Below are 22,192 nucleotides of genomic sequence, written 5' to 3'. Positions count from 1 at the left end.
ACAAACCGTAGAGGGCACCACTGACAACGGGCCTGGGCCGGCCGCGGAGACAGCTCCGGCCAGGCGCCCGCAGGCTCCCGGCCGGTCCCAACTTCTAGATCTCGCCCCGCAGTTTGGCGAGCGCCTCGGCGAGGATCGCCTCGCCGTCCGCGTCGCTGCGCCGCTCCCGTACGTACGCGAGGTGCGTCTTGTACGGTTCGGTGCGCGGCGGGTCCGGCGGGTTGTCCCGGTCCTGACCGGCCGGGAAGCCGCAGCGCGGGCAGTCCCAGGTCTCGGGCACCTGCGCGTCGCTGGCGAAGCTGGGCTGCGTCTCGTGCCCGTTGGAGCACCAGAAGGAGATGCGCAGACGCGGCGCGGACTCGCCGCGCTCGGCCTCGCCCATCGGCCCCGCCCCGACCCGGCTACCTCGGATCGCGTTGCCACTTGCCACGGTCGTAACTCCCTGCGTGATGGTGCCGCGAAGCGAGTCGGCGTGTCGCTTCGTTGCGAGCGCCTCAGTCTACGTAAGGCCCAACGCGCGTCCAGTGGTGGGAGTTACCGCCCCAGCACCTAGACGCAAGCCCCATGATAGGCCGCGCTCAGGTGCGCGTACCGAACATGGGGCGTTACGTACAGATTGTGCGTGTGTGGCGCGTCGCGGATCAGCTGTTCGTCTTCATCACGATGCCGAGGACGATGATGCACGCGAGCCACAGCAGACCGATCACCAGGGTGATCCGGTCCAGATTCCGTTCGGCGACCGAGGAGCCGCCGACGGAGGACTGCATACCGCCACCGAACATGTCGGAGAGGCCGCCGCCCTTGCCCTTGTGCATCAGCACCAGCAGCATCAGCAGCAGGCTGAAGACGATCAGGGCGATCGAGAACCCCAAAACCACGGCTGGACCAACTCTCTCGGATTCGGATGAACGACGGGGACAAGGCAGCTGACCGCCTTGTCCCCGCAAGAGTACGACGGATCGCCCCCGGGGCCTACTCGCTCGGCCCGGTCACTGATCGCGGAAGCGCACGATCTTGACGAATTCGTCCGCGTCCAGCGAGGCACCGCCGACGAGGGCACCGTCGATGTCGGCCTGCGCCATGATCTCGGCCACGTTGCCGGCCTTGACGGAGCCGCCGTACTGGATGCGGACCTGGTCGGCCAGCTCCTGGCTGTACAGCTCGGCGAGCTTGGCGCGGATCGCGGCGCAGACCTCCTGGGCGTCCGCGGCGCCGCAGACCTTGCCGGTGCCGATGGCCCACACGGGCTCGTAGGCGATCACGACGGTCTCGGCCTGCTCGGCCGGGAGGTCCTTGAGACCGCCCTCGACCTGGGCGAGGGTGTGGGAGACGTGGTTGCCGGCCTCGCGGACGTCCAGCTCCTCGCCGACGCACAGGATCGGGGTCAGACCGTGCTTGTAGGCGGCCTTGACCTTGGCGTTCACGATCTCGTCGGTCTCGGCGTGGTACTGGCGGCGCTCGGAGTGGCCGATGACCGCGTACGTGCACTTCAGCTTGGCCAGCATGGGGCCGGAGATCTCGCCGGTGTAGGCGCCGGAGTCGTGTGCCGAGATGTCCTGGGCACCGTACTTGATCTTGAGCTTGTCGCCGTCGACCAGGGTCTGCACGGAACGCAGGTCGGTGAAGGGCGGCAGGACGGCGACCTCGACGGCCTCGTAGTCCTTGTCGGCCAGGGCGAAGGCGAGCTTCTGGACGTGCGCGATGGCCTCGAGGTGGTTGAGGTTCATCTTCCAGTTGCCCGCCATGATCGGCGTGCGCGTGCTCATTGGGTCAGTCCTCCAGTGCGGCGAGGCCGGGGAGCGTCTTGCCCTCGAGGTATTCGAGGGAGGCGCCGCCACCGGTCGAGATGTGTCCGAACGCGTTCTCGTCGAAGCCGAGGATGCGCACGGCGGCTGCGGAGTCCCCGCCGCCGACGACGGTGAAGCCCTTGGACTCGACGAGGGCCTGGGCGACCGCCCGGGTGCCCGCGGCGTAGTCGGGGTGCTCGAAGACGCCCATGGGGCCGTTCCAGAAGACGGTGGCGGCGTCGGCGAGCTTCGAGGCGTACAGCTTGCCGGTCTCCGGGCCGATGTCCAGGCCCATCTGGCCGGCCGGCATGGCGTCCGCGGGGACCGTGCTGGGGTCGGTGGCGGCCTTGGCCGACAGGTCCGGGAAGCCGGCGGCGACCAGGGTGTCGACGGGCAGCACGATCTCGACGCCGGTCTTCTCGGCGCGCTCCAGGTACTCGGTGACGGTCGCGAGCTGGTCCTCCTGGAGGAGGGAGCTACCGACCTCGTACCCCTTGGCCTTCAGGAAGGTATAGACCATGCCGCCGCCGACGAGGATGCGGTCGGCCTTGCCGAGCAGCTGGTCGATCACGGCGAGCTTGTCGGAGACCTTGGCGCCGCCGAGCACGACGACGTACGGCCGCTGGACGTCCTCGGTGAGCTTCTTCAGGACGCCGACCTCGGTGGCGATGAGGTAGCCGGCGTAGTGCGGCAGCCGGGCCGGGAGGTCGTAGACGGAGGCGTGCTTGCGGTGCACAGCGCCGAAGCCGTCGCCGACGTAGACGTCCGCGAGGGCGGCGAGCTGGTCGGCGAACTCGCCGCGCTCGGTGTCGTCCTTGGAGGTCTCGCCGGCGTTGAAGCGCAGGTTCTCGATGACCGCGACCTGGCCGGGCTCCAGGCCGTTGACCGCGTCGTGGGCGGCGGGGCCGACGGTGTCCTGGGCGAACGCGACCGGGGCGCCGAGCAGTTCGGCGAGCCGCTCGGCGGCCTGGAGCAGGGAGAACTTCAGGTCCGGGGCGCCCTTGGGACGGCCCAGGTGGGAGGCGACGACCACCTTGGCGCCCGCGTCGGCGAGGGCCTTGACGGTGGGCAGGACGGCACGGATGCGGCCGTCGTCGGTGATGAGACCGTCGGCCATCGGCACGTTGAGGTCGGCACGGACGAAGACCCGCTTGCCGTCGACCCCTTCGGCGAGGAGTTCGTCGATCGTCTTCATGGTTGGGGACTCCTACAGGAGGGCTCTTGATCGTACGAGGACTGATCGAACCGTATGTCGTCGGGTCGATCCTTACGTGCGTCAGGGCCCGGGCGGCGCAACCGTGCGCTGCCCGAGCCCTGCTACCGCATCGTGGTGCCTGTTCGGCCGATCAGAGCTGGTCGCCGACGAAGACCGTGAGGTCGACGAGGCGGTTGGAGTAGCCCCACTCGTTGTCGTACCAGCCGAGGATCTTCACCGTGTTGCCCTCCTGGACCATGGTCAGGGAGGAGTCGAAGGTGCAGGAGGCCGGGTCGCCGACGATGTCCGAGGAGACGATCTCGTCCTCGGTGTACGCCAGGTAGCCCTTCAGGTCGCCGTCCTCGGAGGCCTTCTTGAACGCGGCGTTGACCTCGTCCTTGGTGACTTCGCGCTGCAGCGTCACGACCAGGTCGGTGGCGGAGCCGGTCGGGACCGGGACGCGCATGGCGATGCCGTCCAGCTTGCCCTTGAGCTGCGGGAGCACCAGCGCGGTGGCCTTGGCGGCACCGGTGGTGGTCGGGATGATGTTCTCCGCGGCGGCCCGCGCGCGACGCAGGTCCTTGTGCGGGAAGTCCAGGATGCGCTGGTCGTTGGTGTACGCGTGCACCGTCGTCATCAGACCCTTGACGATGCCGAAGTTCTCGTCGAGGACCTTGGCCATCGGCGCCACGCAGTTGGTGGTGCAGGAGGCGTTGGAGATGACGTGGTGGTTGGCCGCGTCGTACTTGTCCTGGTTGACGCCCATCACGATGGTGATGTCCTCGTTCTTGGCCGGAGCCGAGATGAGGACCTTCTTGGCGCCGCCCGCGATGTGCTTGGCGGCGTCCTCCTTGTTGGTGAAGATGCCGGTCGACTCGATGACGATGTCGACGCCCAGGTCGCCCCACGGGATGTCGGCGGGGTTGCGCTCGGACAGCACCTTGATGGTGTGGCCGTCGACGGTGATCGTGTCGGCGGTGTGCGACACCTCGGCCTTGAGGCGGCCCAGGATCGTGTCGTACTTCAGCAGGTGCGCGGTGGTCGCGGTGTCACCCAGGTCGTTGACAGCCACGATCTCGATGTCAGCGCCCTGCTCCAGCAGCGCGCGGAAGTAGTTGCGACCGATACGACCGAAGCCGTTGATGCCTACGCGGATCGTCACGAACCGATCTCCTCGTTGGTACGCCGGCCATGCGGTGCCGGCGAGCTGTGTTTGGGATGTCCCCGACCACCCATGACCCTACCTCCCTGAGGCTTCCCTGGTGACATCCAGATGCCCCATACACGGCGAGGCGGTCCGTACCCGCCAGTAGGGGTACGGACCGCCTCGGATCGGTGGTCGTATTGCCCTGGTTTGAAGGGGAATGTCGACCAGTTTTTACCGCGCTTTCACTCGTTCGTGAGCGGGTCGGCTCACTTGTCGAGTGCCGTCGGCGTCAGTTGTCGAGTGATGTCAACGCCTTCTTCACCAGAGCGGCACGATCGGCCGCGGAAGTGACCTGTTCCAGGCCGAAACCGAGCAGCACGGTGCGGTCGGTGGTGACCGCTCCGTACGTCTTGAACAGGGCGCCGGTGCGCTCCCAGTCCTTGAGGACGGCCGGGCTGCCCGCGGGCGGGCCGGTCACGCTCCACGGACCGAGGGAGGTCTCGAAGCCCTCGGTCTCGGTGGCCGTGCCGCCGAGACCGAGCGAGGTGTCGTCGACGAGGACGCCGTGTCCGCCGGTGCTCGGATCGGTGATGTAGCCGATGGAGATCTCGACGGTCTTCCCGGCGTAGGCGCTCAGGTCGAAGCTCACCGGCTGCCAGCCCGCCGAGCTGCCGGTGAAGCTGTTCCACGAGCCGCTGCTGCCGCCCGCGGTGCACTGGTTGTCCCCGATGGTCAGGTAGTGCTTGAGCCACGGGTGCTCGGCGATCAGGAAGCCCGCCCCGCACTCGCTCGGTACGGCGCTGCTGGTGCCCCCGTTCCTGTCGGGCAGGGTCGTCCAGTCGTCGCTGCCGACGACGTGCGCCTCGACGACCGCGTGGTCGTAGCCGGGCTCGGTGTCCCACAGCATCCTGGCACCGAGGGTCGGCTGCTGGGAGGCGGTGACACCGGTGAGGTCGACGGTGCGGGTGAGGCGCTTGTAGGCGTCGTCGGTGTGCACGGCCGCGGCCATGTACGACCCGGAGTACGGCCCGTACGGGTTGAGGGTCCCGGCGAACTGGCCCGCGCCCGCGCTCGCGAACTGGGGGTAGGTGTCGGGCGAGAGCTCGTCGGAGGTGACGGCGTAGGTCCCGGCCTTGTCGAGCGGGTTGGCGGACGTGCCGCTCAGGGGCCCGGTGAAGCCGTCCAGGGCGCCGGAGCCGGTGAAGCCGGTGGCTCCGGGCGTCGAGGTACGGGAGTAGGCGCCCAGGTAGTACTGGCTGAAGTCGTTCGACGGGGTGCCGTCGGCGAGGTTCACGCTGCCGCCGGCCAGCTCGCCGGCCTCGACCAGCCTGCCGCCCTCGTTGAGGTAGGCGCGCAGCTGGATCTGGGTGTCGTTGCCCGGACCGCTCGTGCCCGAGTAGTGCACGACGGTCCTGAAGTGCCCGAGCACGCCGAGCGCGTCGGGCGCGCCCTGGGTGGCGACGTCCCAGACGACCGCCTTGTGCCCTGCGGCCTTCAGCGCGTCGACGTAGGTCTGCGCCTGGGTGGCCTTCGCGCCCTCCTCGGCGACCACCAGGGTGTCCGCCTTGGGCCGCTCGGCGACGGTGTACGTGAAGTGCGCGCTGGAGACCTTCTTGCCGCTCTTCGTCTCGCCGGTGAACCACACCTCGACCCTGTCGCCCGGGTCGCCGTCCTTCACCTTGGCCCGGTACTCGTCGAAGTAGAGGTTGTCGCCGCCGCCGTAGGTCTCGCCGCCCTTCCAGGGCTTCAGCGCCCGGTCGCGGGTACGGCCGCCGTTGACGCGGTACTTGAGCTCCTTGTCGCGGACCGCCTTGCGGACGACGACGGAGACCTGCTGGTCGGCGCCGCGCGAGTACGACGTGGAGAAGGCCGCCGGGGTGAAGTCGGCCGCGCTCAGGCCGACCGAGGAGACCGGCTGGTCCGGGTGGGCGGCGGTCTCGGCGACGGAGAGCGCGAAGGGGACGTTCTTCGCGAACTCGTCCTGGATCAGCTTCTCGTCGTCCGGGTAGTTGAAGACCGACTGGCAGTCGGCGGCCTTCCAGGCGTCGTTCGGGTCGATGTCCGAGGCCGTCTGGCAGGTCGACATCTCCGGGGTGAACATCGCCATGCCGTTGACGTTCGACGCGTGGCCGTCCGCCTCGCCGTTGGTGGTGTACAGCTCCGAGGAGACCTGCGAGTGGTAGCCGGGGATCGCCGGGTTGTCCGGGGTGCCGGCGAGCGCCTTGTAGAGGACGTCGTCCGGGGTCGGGGTGGCCACCTGCCAGCCGACGCCGTAGAGGAGGAGCTCGGCGGCGGAGTGGTAGTTGATGCCGTACGTGAACCCGATCCGCTTCTCGAAGTCGTCCAGCGCCCTGGTCTCGGGCTCGGACTCGGGGCTCGCGCCGCGGTAGGTCTCACTGGTGGGGTTGGGTGACGAACCCTCGTCGTCGTAGCCCCACTTGTAGCCGAAGTTGCGGTTGAGGTCTACGCCGTCACCCGTGCTGATGACCCCGTCCCCGTTGACGTCCCGCAGGTTCTTGCGCCACAGGCGGGTGTCGGAGTTCTGGAAGGTGTAGTCGTAGCCGTCGGGGTTGGCGGACAGCACGAACCACAGCTCGGTCGAGTCGACGATCTTCTTGACGCGCTTGTCGGTGCTGTAGTTGTCCAGGTAGTAGTGCATCAGCCGGCGGGTCATCTCCGGCGTGATCCACTCGCGCGCGTGCTGGTTGGACACGTACAGCACGGAGGGCTTGGAGCCGTCCTTCGAGCTCTTCGCGCCCTTGGTCAGTTTGAGCGCGAGGATGTCCTGCCCGTTCACCGTCCTGCCGATGGACTCGACCTTGGTGAGGCCGGGGTTGGCCTGCGCGGTCGCGAGGATCTCCTGTTCGAGCCCGCCGGTGCCGCTGTACGGGCGGAACACGCCCTGGGAGGCGTCCTGGACGCGCGCCTCGGCCTTGGCCGACACCGTGTGCTCGGTGAGGTCGACGCCCTGCTTCTCCAGCTTCTTCGCCTGCTGGTCGGTGAGGTACAGCTCGACTTCCGTCTTGCCGGATCCGGTGACCTGGTCGCCGAGTTCATGGCCGTCCTGCCCGGCTTCGAGCAGGAGCGGAATCTGCTTCTTGGTGACGTCGGCGCGGAAGACCTTGACCTGGTCGGGGTCGGGCCTCCCCGGACTACCGGTCTGCGCCTGAGCCATGGGTGCGAGTGCGGCTCCGCCGATCAGGAGCGCGCCGACAGCGAGGATCGATCTCGCTCTGTGTCTCATGAACCCCCCTAGCAGTGGTCCGCCACCGCGGCGAACCATGCCAGGCTCATGACACTTGATGATCCAGTCAAGGGCGACTCACGGCCGACCCATGGGAAATGCACCCACGTGTAAAGATCAGGTGCGGACGGCCCAACGCGCCGCCCGCACCCCAGAACTGACGTGGGGTCAGCCGACCAGGTTGTCGGCCAGCTCCTCGGAGAGGTTGGCCTCGGTGCCCGGGATCCCCAGATCGGACGCACGCTTGTCGGCCATCGCGAGCAGCCGGCGGATCCGGCCCGCGACGGCGTCCTTGGTGAGCGGCGGGTCGGCGAGCGCGCCCAGCTCCTCCAGGGAGGCCTGCTTGTGCTCCATGCGCAGCCGGCCGGCCGCCGCGAGGTGCTCGGGCACCTCGTCGCCGAGGATCTCCAGGGCACGCTGGACCCTGGCCCCGGCCGCGACGGCGGCGCGGGCGGAGCGGCGCAGGTTGGCGTCGTCGAAGTTGGCGAGGCGGTTCGCGGTGGCGCGGACCTCGCGCCGCATCCGGCGCTCCTCCCAGGCCAGCACCGACTCGTGCGCGCCGAGCCGGGTCAGCAGCGCGCCGATCGCGTCACCGTCACGGACGACCACCCGGTCCACCCCGCGCACCTCGCGGGCCTTCGCGGCGATGGACAGCCGGCGGGCGGCGCCGACCAGCGCAAGCGCGGCCTCCGGGCCCGGGCAGGTCACCTCCAGGGAGGAGGAGCGGCCGGGCTCGGTCAGCGAGCCGTGCGCCAGGAAGGCGCCCCGCCAGGCCGCCTCGGCGTCACAGGTGGCCCCGGAGACGACCTGCGGGGGCAGGCCCCGGATCGGCCGGCCCCGGCCGTCCACCAGACCGGTCTGACGGGCCAGCTGGTCGCCGCCCGCCACCACCCGCACGACGTACCGGGAGCCGCGGCGCAGCCCGCCGGGCGCCATCACGATCAGCTCGGAGCTGTGGCCGAAGATCTCCAGGATGTCCCGCTTGAGGCGACGGGCCGCCATCGCGGTGTCCAGCTCCGCCTCGATCACGATGCGCCCGCTCACCAGGTGGAGGCCGCCCGCGAACCGCAGAATGGCGGAGACCTCCGCCTTCCGGCAGCAGGTCCGGGTGACGGGTAGCCGGGAGATCTCGTCCTTCACCGCTGCCGTCATCGCCATGGGCCGATCCTTCCATGCATCCGAAAAATACGGTCGTACGCGGCGGCCAACAGCTCCGGGTCGTGCCGGGGTGAACCGTCGGTCCGGGCCACGGGGCTCAGCTCGACCGCGGCTCCCAGCCGCTTGGCGGCCTCGGTGAGCGAGTCGCGGTCGGGCACGGCGGCCTCGTCGGCCAGCACCACGTCCAGGGCGAGTTTAGGGGCGTGTCGCCCCAAAACCTCCAAATGACGCTGCGGTGAGAAGCCTTCGGTTTCTCCCGGCTGCGGTGCCAGGTTCAGGGAGAGGACCTTACGGGCCCTGGTCTCGGTGAGCGCGTCCAGCAGATCGGGGACGAGCAGGTGCGGGATCACCGACGAGAACCAGGAGCCCGGGCCGAGCACCACCCAGTCCGCGTCCAGGACGGCCGCCACCGCCTCCGGCACGGCCGGCGGATCGTGCGGCACCAGATGCACCGACTGCACCTCACCGGGCGTGAGCGCCACGGTGGCCTGCCCCCGGACCAGGTCCACCTCCTCGGGCCGCTCCGGGTCGTGCCCCTTGACCAGGGCCTGCAGCTCCAGCGGCACGGCGGACATCGGCAGCACGCGTCCGTGCGCGCCGAGCAGCCTGCCGACCAGGTCCAGGGCCTGGACGTGGTCGCCGAGCTGCTCCCACAGGGCGACGATCAGCAGATTGCCGACCGCGTGCTCGTGCAGGTCGCCCTTGGACTGGAAGCGGTGCTGGATGACCCGGGCCCAGGTCTGCCCCCAGTCGTCGTCACCGCACAGGGCGGCGAGGGCCTTGCGAAGATCACCCGGCGGGAGGACACCCAGCTCGTCGCGGAGGCGCCCGCTGGAGCCGCCGTCGTCGGCCACGGTGACGACGGCGGTGAGGTCGCCGGTGATCCGCCGCAGGGCGGCGAGCGAGGCGGACAGGCCCATGCCACCGCCCAGGGCTACCACCTTGGGCTGGGCACCGCGGCGGCGCGGCCGGGCGCCGCGGGCCTCGACGGGACGGCCCGTGCGGGACTCGGGCACCATCCGGCGCAGCCTGCTCAGCCGTGGACTGCGCTCGGTCACTCGCGCCCCATGTCCCGGTGCACGACTACGGTCTCCACTCCCTCGGCGGCCAGGCGAGCGGCGAGCTTCTCGGACACGGCGACCGAGCGGTGCTTGCCGCCCGTGCAGCCGATGGCGATCGTCACGTAACGCTTGCCCTCACGCCGGTACCCGGTCGCGATCAGCCGCAGCAGCTCGGCGTACCGGTCGAGGAACTCCTTGGCGCCCGGCTGGTTGAAGACGTACGCCGACACCTCCTCGTTGAGGCCGGTGTACGGGCGCAGCTCCGGCACCCAGTGCGGGTTCGGCAGGAACCGCATGTCCGCGACCAGGTCGGCGTCGACCGGCAGGCCGTACTTGAAGCCGAACGACATCACCGTCGCCCGCAGCTCGGGCTCCTCCTCGCCGGCGAACTGGGCGTCCATCTTGGCGCGCAGCTCGTGCACGTTGAGGCTGGAGGTGTCGATCACCAGGTCGGCGTCGCCGCGCAGCTCGCGCAGCAGCTCCCGCTCGGCGGCGATCCCGTCCACGATCCGGCCGTCGCCCTGGAGGGGGTGCGGGCGGCGCACCGACTCGAAGCGGCGGACCAGAGCGTCGTCGGACGACTCCAGGAAGACGATCCTGCGGGTGACGCCCCGGCTGTCGAGGTCGGCGAGGGACTCCCGCAGGTTGTCGAAGAAGCGCCGGCCGCGCACGTCGACGACGACCGCGATCCGCGCCACGTTGCCCTGGGAGCGGGCGCCCAGCTCGACCATGGTGGGGATGAGGGCCGGCGGGAGGTTGTCCACGACGAACCAGCCGAGGTCCTCCAGACACTTCGCCGCCGTGGAACGGCCGGCTCCCGACATGCCGGAGATGATCACCAGCTCGGGGATGGCCGCCTCGGGCACCCCGGCAGCGGTGGCGTCCGTGCTCACTTCTGCTCCGTTTTCCTGGACCGCTTCGGCTTGCGCCTCCTGCGGCTGATCCTGGCGCGCCTCGTTGTGCGTTTCCTTGGGCTCGCCCTGCGTTTCACTGAACGCCGGATCTCGCTGTGCTGTGGGTTGTGCGTCGCGCTCGGTCATCTCTCCTGGCCCCGTCGATCGTCCGGGGCGCCCGCGGGTACGGGCTCCCCCGAGGCGTCCGCCGTCGTCTCGGGCGCCTCGTCTTCCCTGTCATCCATGATCTCTCCGGTCGCCGTGTTCACGGCGGGTGCGGCCGGGGCCGCCTGGGCGAGGGCCACGGCGATGGTCTCGGCCGTCTTGCGGCCTATCCCGGGCACTTCCTGGATCTGCTCGATTGTGGCGGATCGCAGCTTCTTCACCGAGCCGAAATGCTTGATCAACGCCTGTTTGCGGGTCTCGCCCAGCCCCGGTACGTCGTCCAGGGGGCTGGAGCGGAAGCGTTTGGCCCGTTTGGTGCGCTGGTAGGTGATGGCGAAGCGGTGCGCCTCGTCCCGGATGCGCTGGAGCAGGTAGAGGCCCTCGCTGGTGCGCGGGAGGACCACCGGGTCGTCGTCCTCGGGCAGCCACACCTCTTCGAGGCGCTTGGCGAGGCCGCAGACGGCGATGTCGTCGATACCGAGCTCGTCGAGCGCCCGCCGGGCGGCGGCGACCTGCGGCTGCCCGCCGTCGACGACCACCAGCTGGGGCGGGTAGGCGAACTTCTTGGGACGGCCGTCCTCGTCCTTGAAACCGTTGACGGGCGCGGCGTCGGGGGCGGGGTCGGCGTCGACGGCGGGTGAGGGGCTGCCGTTCCCCGTGGTGAGGTCGGATTGCGCGGTGGGGTCGGATTGCGCGGTGGGGCCGGACTCCGTGCTGGCGTTCTCGGCGCCGTCCTCCGCCCACTCGCCGGTCCGCTCCTTCTCGGCGAGGTAGCGGCGGAAGCGGCGGGTGATCACCTCGTGCATCGAGCGCACGTCGTCCTGGCCGGCGAAGCCCTTGATCTGGAAGCGCCGGTACTCGCTCTTGCGCTGCAGGCCGTCCTCGAAGACGACCATGGAGGCCACCACGTCGTCGCCCTGGAGGTGGGAGATGTCGTAGCACTCGATGCGCAGCGGGGCGCTGTCCAGGTCCAGGGCGTCGGCGATCTCCTCCAGCGCGCGCGAACGGGTGGTGAGGTCGGAGGCACGCTTGGTCTTGTGCAGGGCGAGCGCCTGCTGGGCGTTGCGCTCCACGGTCTCCATCAGGGCCTTCTTGTCGCCGCGCTGCGGGATGCGCAGCGAGACGTTCGACCCGCGGCGGCCGGTGAGCCACTCCTGGACCGGCTCGACCGGCTCGGGCAGCGCCGGGACCAGCACCTCCTTGGGGACGGCGTCCCCGGTCTCCTCGCCGTAGAGCTGCTGGAGAGCGTGCTCGACGAGAGCCCCGGTGGTGACGTCCTCCACCTTGTCCGTCACCCAGCCGCGCTGGCCGCGCACGCGTCCGCCGCGCACGTGGAAGATCTGGACGGCCGCCTCCAGCTCGTCCTCCGCGACGGCGATGAGGTCGGCGTCGGTCGCGTCCGCGAGCACGACCGCGTTCTTCTCCATGGCCTTCTTCAGGGCCTCGATGTCGTCGCGCAGCCGGGCGGCCCGCTCGTACTCCATCTCCTCGGCGGCCTCCGTCATCCGCTGCTCCAGACGGCGGAGGTAGGTGCCGGTGCGGCCGGCCATGAAGTCGCAGAACTCCTCGGCCAGTTCGCGGTGCTCGTCCGGCTCGACCCGGCCGACGCAGGGGGCCGAGCACTTGCCGATGTAGCCGAGCAGGCAGGGGCGACCGGTGCGGGCGGCGTTCTTGAACACGCCGGCGGAGCAGGTGCGCACCGGGAAGACGCGGAGCAGCAGGTCGACGGTGTCCCGGATCGCCCACGCGTGGCCGTACGGCCCGAAGTAGCGCACGCCCTTCTTCTTGTGACCGCGCATCACCTGGACCCGCGGGAACTCCTCGTTCATGGTCACCGCGAGGTACGGGTAGCTCTTGTCGTCGCGGTACTTCACGTTGAAGCGGGGGTCGTACTCCTTGATCCAGGAGTACTCCAGCTGGAGCGCCTCGACCTCCGTGGACACCACGGTCCACTCCACGGACGCGGCGGTGGTGACCATCGTCCGGGTGCGGGGGTGCAGGCTCGCCAGGTCCTGGAAGTAGTTCGCCAGGCGCTGGCGCAGGCTCTTCGCCTTTCCGACGTAGATCACCCGGCGGTGCTCGTCACGGAACCTGTACACCCCGGGGCTGTCCGGGATCTGTCCCGGCTTGGGGCGGTAGCTGGAGGGGTCGGCCATGTCTCACACCCTACTGGCGAGCACCGACACCGCGACGAGCCTGTGGACAACCGCGGGCGGGGAGGGCGGGGCAAGCGGGACGGCGGGGGGGCCAGGGGGCGCCGCGGGGCAGAGCCGGCGGGACAGCGGGGGCGGCAGGCCGGCGGGAAGGACCGGCAGGCCGGCGGGGAGGGAGCGGCGGGGCTCGGTGGCTGGGGCGTCAGGGTTGCGAGGGTGTTCGGGGCGCTGCGCCGTGTGGGCTCCGGGGAGTCGAAGCCGGTGACCGGCGCCTGCCGCTCCTGCCCCTGCCCGCCTGGAGAGCGGATCGCGAAACCGGACACCTCCGCGAGATCGCGAGCCCTTCCGGGATGGTGCGGGCGCGGGCCCGGTCCGCGGCCGGTTCGACTCGGCTCGGCGCGGCTTTCGCGGATCGTGGCGGATCTCGCTCTGCTTCCTCCGCAAATCGACCCCCCGCCCACGCACGATCTCCGGCCTGCCGGCCCGAAGCGGCCCGGCCGCGCCCGCGCGGTCGGGCCGGTGACGGGGTCGTACCCCGGCCAGGTGGGCGCCCCCGACCGGCCGCAGGTGTTGTCGGGGATTGGTCAACACGCTTCAATGCGGTGGAACTCGGGGCCGTGAGCGACGGCCTGCGGACGCGGCATGCCCAGGTGCGGCCGCCCCGGGCGCCGACGGGGTGGCCCCGAGTCGCGCCAACGGCCTGACCAGCCGTTGATCCCCCCGACAGAAAGGCCCCCTGCATGCGGCACGGCACACAGCACGCGGACGTCGCGACCGCGGAACTGGACTCGGCCCTGCGCGGAGGCCCCTTCCACGTGGCCCTGCGCGCCGCGATCGCCGCCCGGGGACTGCCGCTCCAGCGCGTGCAGCACCACCTGTCCCGCTACGGCGTCAAAGTGGGCGTCACCAGCCTGAGTTACTGGCAGCAGGGCGCCCGCCGGCCCCAGCGCCCGGAGTCGCTGCGGGCCGTCCGCGCACTGGAGGAGATACTCCAGCTACCGGACGAGTCCCTGATCCGGCTGCTCGCCGAGACCAGCGACCAGGAGCCTGCCGTGCGCCGCCCCGCCGCCCGCTCCTACCGCTCCCTGCTCGAGGCCTGCGACGTCCTCGACCGGATGCAGGCCGAGCTCGGCTGGTCCCTCGACGGCGGCCTGCACACCCTGGGACACCACGAGCGGGTGCGGATCGGCGCCCACCGTGAACTGGCCGCCCGCGAGTCGCAGCACATCGTCCGCGCCCACCGGGACGGCGTCGACCGCTTCGTGGCCGTCCACCACGGCGACCCCGGCTGCGCCCCGCAGCACATGACCGTGCGCGCGCTGGAGAACTGCCGTGCGGGACGCGTCCGTTCGGACCCGGAGACCGGCCTCCTCGTCGCCGAACTCCTCTTCGGCACGCGTCTGCGCTCCGGCGACACCTTCCTCTTCCGCTACGCCGTCGAGGACGGCACGGCCGGTGTCTCACGCGAGTACGTCAGGGGTTTCGGCTTTCCGGGCGGTCAGTACACCCTTCAGGTGGGTTTCGCCCCCGACGCACTGCCGACCCGCTGCCACCGCTTCGCCCAGCACTCGGCGGCGGCCCCCCGCAGCGGGCGGCAGACCCTGCCGCTGAGCGGACTGCACCGCTCCGTCCATCTGGTCGAGCCCCGGGTGCGGCCGGGTCTGCTGGGGATCGGCTGGGACTGGGAGTGAACCGGCGCTGAGCCCCAGCCCCGGGTCAGGCGCCGGGGCCCGCCACGATCCGGCCGTTCGCCGCCTTGACCGGCAGCTCGTTCAGCGGCTCGGTGGCCGGCGACCGCACCACCTTCCCGGTCACGGCGTCGAACTCACTGCCGTGACAGGGGCAGACCAGGGTCGTGCCCTGGAGCTTGTTGATCGGGCACCCCGCGTGCGTGCAGATCGCGCTGTACGCCTTCAGCGCGCCGTCGGCGGACCGGCTGACGACGACGTTGTGCTCGCGGTAGAGCCGGGCGCCGCCCTCGGCGACCTCGCTCTCGGCGCCGAGGTCGACCGGCGCGGTCGGCGTGGCCGCCGCCGTGTCCGCACCGCCGGGCGCCTTGCAGGCGGTCGCCCCCAGTCCGGCGACCGAGGTGACGGCCGCTCCGCGCAGGACGGTACGGCGACTCGCGAAGGGGCGGGCGGGCACGATGGGCTCCAGGTGGATCGGGCGGTGCGGGACTCCGGGAGACAGCCGCCCGGGACCGTGCGAGACGACACTACCTGGGCGGATCGTCCCGCTTCGGGGTGGGGGCCTAGTGCGGGCGAGAGGCTCGCCCGAGAGCGCGTAAACGCTTACGCAAGCGTTTACGCGGCCGTCTCCGATGGGGTAGCTTCCGGCCGAGGGCCCCGCGGACGTCCCGCGGGCGCCCGAGCGGGAACCGACGTACCGGCCTGCCCTGGCAGCCCGAGCCGGAACCACAGCGCCCTCGCCCCAGGCGGGAGGTGGCGAGGGGAGTCTCATGCCCACCATGGCCGACGTCGCCCGGAGCGCCGGTGTCTCCGTGGCGACCGTCTCCCATGTGCTGAACGAGACCCGCCCGGTGCTGCCCCACACCCGTCAGGCCGTGCTCGACGCCATCGAGGAGCTGGGCTACACGCCCAACACCCTCGCCCGCTCCCTGGTCACGTCCCGCACCCGTTCCATCGGGCTCGCGGTGTCGGCGATCAGCAACCCCTACTTCACGGAGATCCTCCAGGGCGTCGAGGCGGCTGCCCTGGAGCACGGCTACAGCCTGCTCATCGCCGACCCGCACGACGACCCCGAGCACGAACGCAAGGTCGTCCAGCTCCTCCACGAACGCCGCGTCGACGGCCTGATCGTCGCCCCCTCCGCCGACCCGCGCGCACTCCTCGCCTACCTCGGCCGTCATGCCGTACCGACCGTGCTCCTCGACCGGGTCATCGACGGCCGCACGGACATCGCTTCGCCCTTCGACCAGGTCTGCGCCGAGAACACCGAGCCGACGGCCCGGCTCGTCACCCACCTCACCGGTCTCGGGCACCGCCGGATCGGCCTGGTCGCGGGGCTGCCCGGGCTGAGCACCACCGGCGAGCGGGTCGCCGGCTACTGGCAGGGGCTGGCCACGGCCGGGCTGCCCTTCGAGGACGACCTGATCGTCCCCGGCAACTCGGAATCCGCGGGCGCCGAGCGGGCCACCGCCGCCCTGCTGTCCCTCGCCGCCCCGCCCACGGCACTCGTCACCGCCAACAACGCGATGACCATCGGCGCCCTGCGCGTTCTGCGCGCGCGGGGCCTCTCCGTACCGGACGACATCGTCCTGTGCTGCTTCGACGACTTCGCCTGGGCCGATCTCTTCTCGCCCCGGCTCACCGCCATCGCCCAGCCCAGCAGGGAACTCGGCGCCGAGGCGGTCCGGGTGCTCCTGGAACGGCTGGCCTCACCCGACCGGCCCGCCCGGACCGTACGGCTCCCCTGCGCCTTCGTGCACCGGACGTCGTGCGGGTGCCGGGAGGAGGACAGCGCCGCGGGCACCCCCGGCACCACCCTTTCGCATCCCTAACCCCCAGCACCCCGGGAAAGGAACCCTCTCGTGATCGTCGTCGCCGGTGAGGCACTGATCGACCTGGTACCGCAGGGCACGGGCGCCCTCGCGGCCCTGCAGCCGGCGCTCGGCGGCGGCCCGTACAACACGGCCGTGGCCCTCGGCCGCCTGGGCTCCCCCACCGTGTTCTGTTCCCGGGCCTCCCGTGACGCCTTCGGCGAGGCCCTGCTGGACGGACTGCGTCGGGCGGGGGTGGACGTGTCCCTGGTGGAGCGCGGCCCGGAACCGACCACCCTCGCGGCCGCCACGATCGACCCGCGAGGCTCCGCCTCCTACTCCTTCTACGTCGAGGGCACGGCCGACCGCCTGTTCACCGCCCCCGCCCACCTCCCCGCCACGACCCGGGCCGTCTCCTTCGGCACGCTCTCGCTCGTCCTGGAACCGGGGGCGAGCGCCTATGAGGAGCTGATGCACGACGCGGCCGGGCGGGGTCTGTTCACCGCACTCGACCCGAACATCCGGGCGGGTCTGATCGCGGATCCGGACGCCTACCGGGCTCGTTTCAAGAGCTGGCTGCCCTCGGTGACGCTCCTCAAGCTCTCGGAGGAGGATGCCCTGTGGCTGGGCGGCACCCCGCACGAATGGCTGGCGGCGGGTCCCTCGGCCGTGGTGATCACCCACGGCGGTGACGGTCTCAGTGCCTTCACCCGCGACGGCACCGTGTACGCCGTCCCCGGCGAGGAGGTCGCCGTCGTGGACACGATCGGCGCCGGTGACACGGTGAACGCGGCCCTGCTGCACGGTCTGGCAGAACAGGACGCACTGTCCGCCGAGGCGCTCCTGGGACTGGGCGCCGACGGCTGGACGAGACTGCTGCGATTCGCGGCGCGGGCGGCCGCGATCACATGCTCCCGGGCGGGTGCGGAACCGCCGTACGCCTCCGAACTCGAAGGCTTCTCGCTCTGACTCGCTGTTGAGGGGTCAAGGTCCGTCGTGGCCGCGGAAATCGGGCGGCTGATCGTGGAACGAGCGGTGCCCCGCGGGAAGTTCCCGCGGGGCACCGCACTTTTCTGGATTTGTCCGAACCCGCCGCCCGGAAGCCTCAGGCCTTGCGGGCCCGCGTCGTCTTCTTCGCGGGCGCCGCCTTCTTCGTGGCCCCGGCCGCCTTCTTCACGGCCGTGTTGTCGGCGGTCGTGCCGTCGGAGGCCGTGGCGGTCGCCGTCTTCCTCGCCGTCGACTTGGCCGCGACGGTCTTCTTCGCCGCGACCGTCTTCTTCGCCGCCGTCCGGCGCGGCGCCTTCACCGAACTGGCGTCGCTGATGCGGTCGGCGCCGAGGATCTCGCGAAGGAACTTGCCGGTGTGGCTGGCAGGGACTCCGGCGACCTCCTCGGGCGTGCCCTCCGCGACGACGAGTCCGCCGCCGGCGCCGCCCTCCGGACCCATGTCGACCACCCAGTCTGCGGTCTTGATCACGTCGAGGTTGTGCTCGATGACGATGACCGTGTTGCCCTTGTCGACGAGGCCCCCGAGGACCTTCAGCAGCTTGCTGATGTCCTCGAAGTGCAGACCGGTGGTCGGCTCGTCCAGGACGTAGACCGTGCGCCCGGTGGAGCGCTTCTGCAGTTCGCTGGCGAGCTTCACGCGCTGCGCCTCGCCGCCGGACAGGGTGGTCGCGGACTGGCCGAGGCGGACGTAGCCGAGGCCGACGTCCTTCAGCGTGTTGAGGTGCCGGGCGATCGACGGGACGGCCTCGAAGAACCCCGTGGCCTCCTCGATCGGCATGTTCAGGACCTCGGAGATGGACTTGCCCTTGTAGTGGACCTCCAGGGTCTCCCGGTTGTACCGGGCACCGTGGCAGACCTCGCACGGGACGTAGACGTCCGGCAGGAAGTTCATCTCGATCTTGATGGTGCCGTCGCCCGCGCAGTTCTCGCAGCGGCCGCCCTTGACGTTGAAGGAGAAGCGGCCCGGCAGGTAGCCGCGGACCTTCGCCTCGGTGGTCTCGGCGAACAGCTTGCGGATGTGGTCGAAGACGCCGGTGTAGGTGGCCGGGTTCGACCGCGGGGTGCGGCCGATGGGCGACTGGTCGACGTGCACGACCTTGTCGACGAGGTCGTCGCCGTCCACGCGCGTGTGCCGGCCGGGGACGTTCCGCGCGCCGTTCAGCTCGCGGGCCAGGTGCGTGTACAGGATGTCGTTGACCAGCGTCGACTTGCCGGAGCCCGACACACCCGTGACGGCCGTGAAGACGCCCAGCGGGAAGGACACGTCGATGTCCTGGAGGTTGTTCTCGCGGGCGCCGTGCACGGTGAGCCGGCGGGACGGGTCCTGCGGGCGGCGGATGTCGGGCAGCGGGATCGCCTTCCTGCCCGACAGGTACTGGCCGGTCTGCGACTCCTCGTTGACGAGCAGTTCCTTCAGGGAGCCGCTGTGCACGACCTTGCCGCCGTGCTCGCCGGCGCCGGGGCCGATGTCGACGACCCAGTCGGCGACCTTGATGGTGTCCTCGTCGTGCTCGACGACGATGAGCGTGTTGCCCATGTCGCGGAGCCGGACCAGGGTCTCGATCAGCCGGTGGTTGTCGCGCTGGTGGAGGCCGATCGACGGCTCGTCGAGGACGTAGAGGACGCCGACGAGGCCGGAGCCGATCTGGGTGGCCAGCCGGATGCGCTGGGCCTCGCCGCCGGAGAGGGTGCCGGCCGCGCGGTTGAGCGAGAGGTAGTCCAGGCCGACGTCGACCAGGAACTTCAGCCGCTCGTTGACCTCCTTGAGCACGCGCTCGGCGATCTTCTTGTCGCGCGCGTTGAGCTTGAGCTCGCCCAGGAAGTCGGCGCAGTCGCTGATGGACATCGCCGAGACCTCGGCGATCGACTTGTCCATGATCGTGACCGCGAGGACGATCGGCTTCAGACGCGTGCCCTGGCAGGTCGGGCAGGGCACCTCGCGCATGTAGCCCTCGAAGCGCTCGCGGCTGGCGTCGCTCTCTGCCTCGCTGTGCCGGCGCTTCACGAACGGCACGGCGCCCTCGAAGGGCGTGGTGTACACGCGCTCGCGGCCGTACCGGTTGCGGTAGCGGACCTCGATCTGCGTCTTGTGGCCGTAGAGCAGGGCCTTCCTGGCGCGCTGCGGCAGGCCGGCGAAGGGGATGTCCGTACGGAATCCCAGCGCGTCCGCGAGGGCGCCGATCAGGCGGCCGAAGTAGTCCTTGGTGTGGCCGTGCGACCAGGGGTGGATGGCACCCTCGTCGAGCGACTTGTCCTCGTCCGGGACGATCAGCTCCGGGTCGACCTCCATGCGGGTGCCGATGCCGGTGCACTCGGGGCAGGCGCCGAAGGGCGAGTTGAAGGAGAAGGAGCGGGGCTCCAGCTCCTCGAAGGACAGGTCGTCGTACGGGCAGTACAGGTGCTCCGAGAACATGCGCTCGCGCTCCGGGTCGTCCTCGGGGAGGTCGACGAAGTCGAGCACGACCATGCCGCCGGACAGGCCGAGCGCGGTCTCCACGGAGTCGGTGAGACGGCGCTTGGCGGTGTCCTTCACCGTGAGGCGGTCGACGACCACCTCGATGGTGTGCTTCTCCTGCTTCTTCAGGGTCGGCGGCTCGGAGAGCTGGATCGTCTCGCCGTCCACGCGCGCGCGGGAGTAGCCCTTGGTCTGGAGGTCGGCGAAGAGGTCGACGAACTCGCCCTTGCGCTCGCGCACCAGCGGTGAGAGCACCTGGAAGCGGCTGCCCTCCGGGAGCTCCAGGACCTTGTCCACGATGGCCTGCGGCGACTGGCGGGAGATCGGGCGGCCGCACTCGGGGCAGTGCGGCTTGCCGATGCGCGCGAAGAGCAGGCGCAGGTAGTCGTAGACCTCGGTGATGGTGCCGACCGTCGAGCGCGGGTTGCGCGAGGTCGACTTCTGGTCGATGGACACCGCCGGGGACAGGCCCTCGATGAAGTCCACGTCCGGCTTGTCCATCTGGCCGAGGAACTGGCGGGCGTACGAGGAGAGCGACTCCACGTAGCGGCGCTGGCCCTCGGCGAAGATCGTGTCGAAGGCCAGGGAGGACTTGCCCGAACCGGACAGACCCGTGAAGACGATGAGCGAGTCACGAGGCAGGTCGAGCGAGACGTTCTTCAGGTTGTGCTCGCGCGCGCCACGGACGATGAGACGGTCGGCCACAGCCGGTCCGCACCTTTCTTGAGAGAAGTGACAGGGGCAGGGCCCCGTGCTTCTTCAGACTAGGGGGAGCCACTGACAACGCCGGTCGGATTCCTGGATGGGTGAACAATCCCGGACCATCCAGCATGCCCGACGCCGCCACCGACGATATAGCACGCGCATTCGATTTACGGAGCCCGTGCGAAACCTTCACCCGAAGGTGTGGCGGGGCTACTGTCAGCCCCATGATTGATCACGCTCATGACCTGGCGTCTGTACAGGAAGCGACCGACCGGCTCCTCACCGCTGCCGCCGCACTGGACAACGCGGCCGGCGCGCGACCGTCACGGCTGCCCGGCTGGACGGTCGGCCACGTTCTGGCCCACCTCGCCCGCAACGCGGACGCGCTCGCCAACGTCCTGGACGGACGTCCCATGTACGTCTCCGCCGAGGCCCGGGACGCCGACATCGAGCGGGACGCCCCGCGTGCGCTCGACGCCCAGCTCGACGACCTGCGCGCGAGCCATGCCGGATTCCGGGCCCGGGCGGCCGAGCCCGCGGACTGGACGCGCTCGGTGGAGCTGCGCAACGGGGTCACCGACATCGCCTCCCGGGTGCCTTTCCGCCGCTGGGCCGAGGTCGAGCTGCACCATGTCGATCTCGGGATCGGCTACGAGCTGGAGGACCTCCCGGCGGAGTTCAGCGAACGGGAGATCGAGTTCCTGGCGGACCGCTTCAGCGGGCACGGGGAGGTCCCGCCGACCGGTCTGCGCGGCGACGGCGGCCAGGTCTGGACGACGGGCGGCGGCGCGCCCGGAGGCCCGATCGCCGTCGAGGGATCCACCGCCGATCTGCTGGGCTGGCTCGCCGGCCGCCGCGACGGCTCGGCCCTGCTGGTGAAGGGCGGCACCCTGCCCGCGCTGCCGCCGCTATAGGCTGACCGCCATGACGTACAGCGGAGCGGTGACGGTCGGCGGACCGGCGGACGTGCACGAGCTCAAGGACCTGATGATCACCAAGATCGCGGTCGGGCCGATGGACAACAACGCCTATCTGCTGCGCTGCCGCGCCACCGACGAGCAGCTGCTGATCGACGCGGCCAACGACGCGGAGACGCTCCTCGGCACGATCGGTGACGACGGCATCGCGTCCGTCGTCACCACGCACCAGCACGGCGACCACTGGCAGGCACTGGCCGAGGTCGTCGCCGCGACCGGCGCGCGGACGTACGCGGGCCGCGAGGACGCGTCCGGCATCCCGGTCACCACCGACGTCCTCGTCGGCGACGGCGACGTGATCCGGGTCGGCCGCGTCGAGCTGACCGCCCGCCACCTGGTCGGCCACACCCCGGGCTCCATCGCCCTGGTCTACGACGACCCGCACGGCCATCCGCACGTCTTCACCGGGGACTGCCTCTTCCCCGGCGGCGTCGGCAACACGCGCAAGGACCCGAAGGCCTTCGCGAGCCTGATCCACGACGTCGAGACGAAGATCTTCGACGTGCTGCCGGACGAGACCTGGGTGTACCCGGGGCACGGCAACGACACCACGCTGGGCACGGAACGCCCGCACCTGCCGGAGTGGCACGCGCGCGGGTGGTGAGTGCCGGGGGCGCCCGAGGCTGGAGTAGGGCGCGCCGGTGGTGAGAGCGGGGCGCGCAGGCTCATCGCGCGCCCCGTGTGAACAGTTCGCACGCGTCGGCGCCCGGCGCACGCTCCCCGCGTGCGCTCTGGCGCAGTCAAC

The 22,192-nt window shown here is 70.7% G+C and carries 17 protein-coding genes; 5 read left to right on the top strand and 12 right to left on the bottom strand.

The window, feature by feature from the left end; translation table 11 throughout:
• Nucleotides 1-94: 94 nt before the first annotated feature.
• The 10 genes from ACGF5O_RS03410 to uvrC all read right to left on the bottom strand — a co-directional run bounded on the left by ACGF5O_RS03410 (nucleotide 95) and on the right by uvrC (nucleotide 12,806).
• Entirely contained in the window at nucleotides 95-430 is a 336-nt protein-coding gene (locus tag ACGF5O_RS03410; RefSeq protein WP_003976875.1) for an RNA polymerase-binding protein RbpA, read from the bottom strand.
• A gap of 211 nt (nucleotides 431-641) precedes the next feature.
• Nucleotides 642-878, bottom strand: coding sequence for a preprotein translocase subunit SecG (gene secG, locus ACGF5O_RS03405; protein WP_393808218.1), 237 nt, complete (start codon nucleotides 876-878; stop codon nucleotides 642-644).
• Between the two features lie 111 nt (nucleotides 879-989).
• Nucleotides 990-1,766, bottom strand: coding sequence for a triose-phosphate isomerase (gene tpiA / locus ACGF5O_RS03400; protein WP_362581365.1), 777 nt, complete (start codon nucleotides 1,764-1,766; stop codon nucleotides 990-992).
• 4 nt (nucleotides 1,767-1,770) lie between these two features.
• The gene (locus ACGF5O_RS03395) at nucleotides 1,771-2,982 is read right to left on the bottom strand and encodes a phosphoglycerate kinase (protein WP_393808217.1); all 1,212 of its coding nucleotides are present in this window, start codon (nucleotides 2,980-2,982) and stop codon (nucleotides 1,771-1,773) included.
• A 151-nt stretch (nucleotides 2,983-3,133) separates the two neighbouring features.
• Complete coding sequence (gap, locus tag ACGF5O_RS03390) at nucleotides 3,134-4,144, bottom strand: type I glyceraldehyde-3-phosphate dehydrogenase (RefSeq protein WP_089100930.1); 1,011 nt, start codon at nucleotides 4,142-4,144, stop codon at nucleotides 3,134-3,136.
• A gap of 274 nt (nucleotides 4,145-4,418) precedes the next feature.
• Nucleotides 4,419-7,373: a M14 family zinc carboxypeptidase gene (locus ACGF5O_RS03385; RefSeq protein WP_393808216.1), complete on the bottom strand. Its 2,955-nt coding sequence runs from the start codon at nucleotides 7,371-7,373 to the stop codon at nucleotides 4,419-4,421.
• Between the two features lie 168 nt (nucleotides 7,374-7,541).
• On the bottom strand, nucleotides 7,542-8,531 hold the full coding sequence (gene whiA, locus ACGF5O_RS03380) for a DNA-binding protein WhiA (RefSeq protein ID WP_030347991.1): 990 nt from the start codon (nucleotides 8,529-8,531) through the stop codon (nucleotides 7,542-7,544).
• Nucleotides 8,522-9,589, bottom strand: a complete 1,068-nt coding sequence (gene yvcK / locus ACGF5O_RS03375) for a uridine diphosphate-N-acetylglucosamine-binding protein YvcK (RefSeq protein ID WP_393808215.1) — start codon at nucleotides 9,587-9,589, stop codon at nucleotides 8,522-8,524. Before yvcK ends, whiA begins: the two co-directional genes overlap by 10 nt.
• Entirely contained in the window at nucleotides 9,586-10,632 is a 1,047-nt protein-coding gene (gene rapZ / locus ACGF5O_RS03370) for an RNase adapter RapZ (RefSeq protein ID WP_362581374.1), read from the bottom strand. Before rapZ ends, yvcK begins: the two co-directional genes overlap by 4 nt.
• The gene (gene uvrC, locus ACGF5O_RS03365; protein ID WP_393808214.1) at nucleotides 10,629-12,806 is read right to left on the bottom strand and encodes an excinuclease ABC subunit UvrC; all 2,178 of its coding nucleotides are present in this window, start codon (nucleotides 12,804-12,806) and stop codon (nucleotides 10,629-10,631) included. The genes rapZ and uvrC overlap by 4 nt, the downstream gene beginning before the upstream one ends.
• 737 nt (nucleotides 12,807-13,543) lie before the next feature.
• Here uvrC and ACGF5O_RS03360 point away from each other — a divergent pair.
• Nucleotides 13,544-14,494, top strand: coding sequence for a hypothetical protein (locus ACGF5O_RS03360; RefSeq protein WP_393808213.1), 951 nt, complete (start codon nucleotides 13,544-13,546; stop codon nucleotides 14,492-14,494).
• 25 nt (nucleotides 14,495-14,519) lie between these two features.
• Here ACGF5O_RS03360 and ACGF5O_RS03355 read toward each other — a convergent pair whose 3' ends face one another.
• Nucleotides 14,520-14,948 (bottom strand): Rieske (2Fe-2S) protein, encoded by a 429-nt coding sequence (locus ACGF5O_RS03355; protein ID WP_393808212.1) that lies wholly within the window; start codon nucleotides 14,946-14,948, stop codon nucleotides 14,520-14,522.
• 313 nt (nucleotides 14,949-15,261) lie between these two features.
• Between ACGF5O_RS03355 and ACGF5O_RS03350 the strand changes: the two genes are divergently transcribed.
• Both ACGF5O_RS03350 and ACGF5O_RS03345 read left to right on the top strand, forming a co-directional pair.
• The gene (locus tag ACGF5O_RS03350) at nucleotides 15,262-16,323 is read left to right on the top strand and encodes a LacI family DNA-binding transcriptional regulator (RefSeq protein ID WP_393808211.1); all 1,062 of its coding nucleotides are present in this window, start codon (nucleotides 15,262-15,264) and stop codon (nucleotides 16,321-16,323) included.
• Nucleotides 16,324-16,353: 30 nt separating this feature from the next.
• On the top strand, nucleotides 16,354-17,271 hold the full coding sequence (locus ACGF5O_RS03345) for a carbohydrate kinase (protein WP_393808210.1): 918 nt from the start codon (nucleotides 16,354-16,356) through the stop codon (nucleotides 17,269-17,271).
• 136 nt (nucleotides 17,272-17,407) lie between these two features.
• On the opposite strand, the gene uvrA is transcribed toward ACGF5O_RS03345, so the two are convergent.
• Nucleotides 17,408-20,470 (bottom strand): excinuclease ABC subunit UvrA, encoded by a 3,063-nt coding sequence (gene uvrA, locus ACGF5O_RS03340; protein ID WP_393808209.1) that lies wholly within the window; start codon nucleotides 20,468-20,470, stop codon nucleotides 17,408-17,410.
• Between the two features lie 224 nt (nucleotides 20,471-20,694).
• Between uvrA and ACGF5O_RS03335 the strand changes: the two genes are divergently transcribed.
• The gene (locus ACGF5O_RS03335; protein WP_393808208.1) at nucleotides 20,695-21,384 is read left to right on the top strand and encodes a maleylpyruvate isomerase family mycothiol-dependent enzyme; all 690 of its coding nucleotides are present in this window, start codon (nucleotides 20,695-20,697) and stop codon (nucleotides 21,382-21,384) included.
• Nucleotides 21,385-21,394: 10 nt separating this feature from the next.
• The gene (locus ACGF5O_RS03330) at nucleotides 21,395-22,051 is read left to right on the top strand and encodes an MBL fold metallo-hydrolase (protein ID WP_393808207.1); all 657 of its coding nucleotides are present in this window, start codon (nucleotides 21,395-21,397) and stop codon (nucleotides 22,049-22,051) included.
• The last annotated feature ends 141 nt before the right edge of the window (nucleotides 22,052-22,192 follow it).

Source organism: Streptomyces sp. NPDC048291 (assembly GCF_043201715.1).
GTDB lineage: Bacteria > Actinomycetota > Actinomycetes > Streptomycetales > Streptomycetaceae > Streptomyces.
The sequence above is the reverse complement of the archived record's forward strand: the minus strand, read 5'-3'. Positions and strand labels throughout refer to the sequence as shown.

Excerpts from the sequence above, each read along its gene's own strand:
- tpiA (WP_362581365.1), bottom strand. The coding sequence starts at position 1,766 with ATGAGCACGCGCACGCCGATCATGGCGGGCAACTGGAAGATGAACCTC.
- ACGF5O_RS03395 (WP_393808217.1), bottom strand. The coding sequence starts at position 2,982 with ATGAAGACGATCGACGAACTCCTCGCCGAAGGGGTCGACGGCAAGCGG.
- ACGF5O_RS03385 (WP_393808216.1), bottom strand. The coding sequence starts at position 7,373 with ATGAGACACAGAGCGAGATCGATCCTCGCTGTCGGCGCGCTCCTGATC.
- whiA (WP_030347991.1), bottom strand. The coding sequence starts at position 8,531 with ATGGCGATGACGGCAGCGGTGAAGGACGAGATCTCCCGGCTACCCGTC.
- rapZ (WP_362581374.1), bottom strand. The coding sequence starts at position 10,632 with ATGACCGAGCGCGACGCACAACCCACAGCACAGCGAGATCCGGCGTTC.
- uvrC (WP_393808214.1), bottom strand. The coding sequence starts at position 12,806 with ATGGCCGACCCCTCCAGCTACCGCCCCAAGCCGGGACAGATCCCGGAC.
- ACGF5O_RS03360 (WP_393808213.1), top strand. The coding sequence starts at position 13,544 with ATGCGGCACGGCACACAGCACGCGGACGTCGCGACCGCGGAACTGGAC.
- ACGF5O_RS03350 (WP_393808211.1), top strand. The coding sequence starts at position 15,262 with ATGCCCACCATGGCCGACGTCGCCCGGAGCGCCGGTGTCTCCGTGGCG.
- ACGF5O_RS03335 (WP_393808208.1), top strand. The coding sequence starts at position 20,695 with ATGATTGATCACGCTCATGACCTGGCGTCTGTACAGGAAGCGACCGAC.
- ACGF5O_RS03330 (WP_393808207.1), top strand. The coding sequence starts at position 21,395 with ATGACGTACAGCGGAGCGGTGACGGTCGGCGGACCGGCGGACGTGCAC.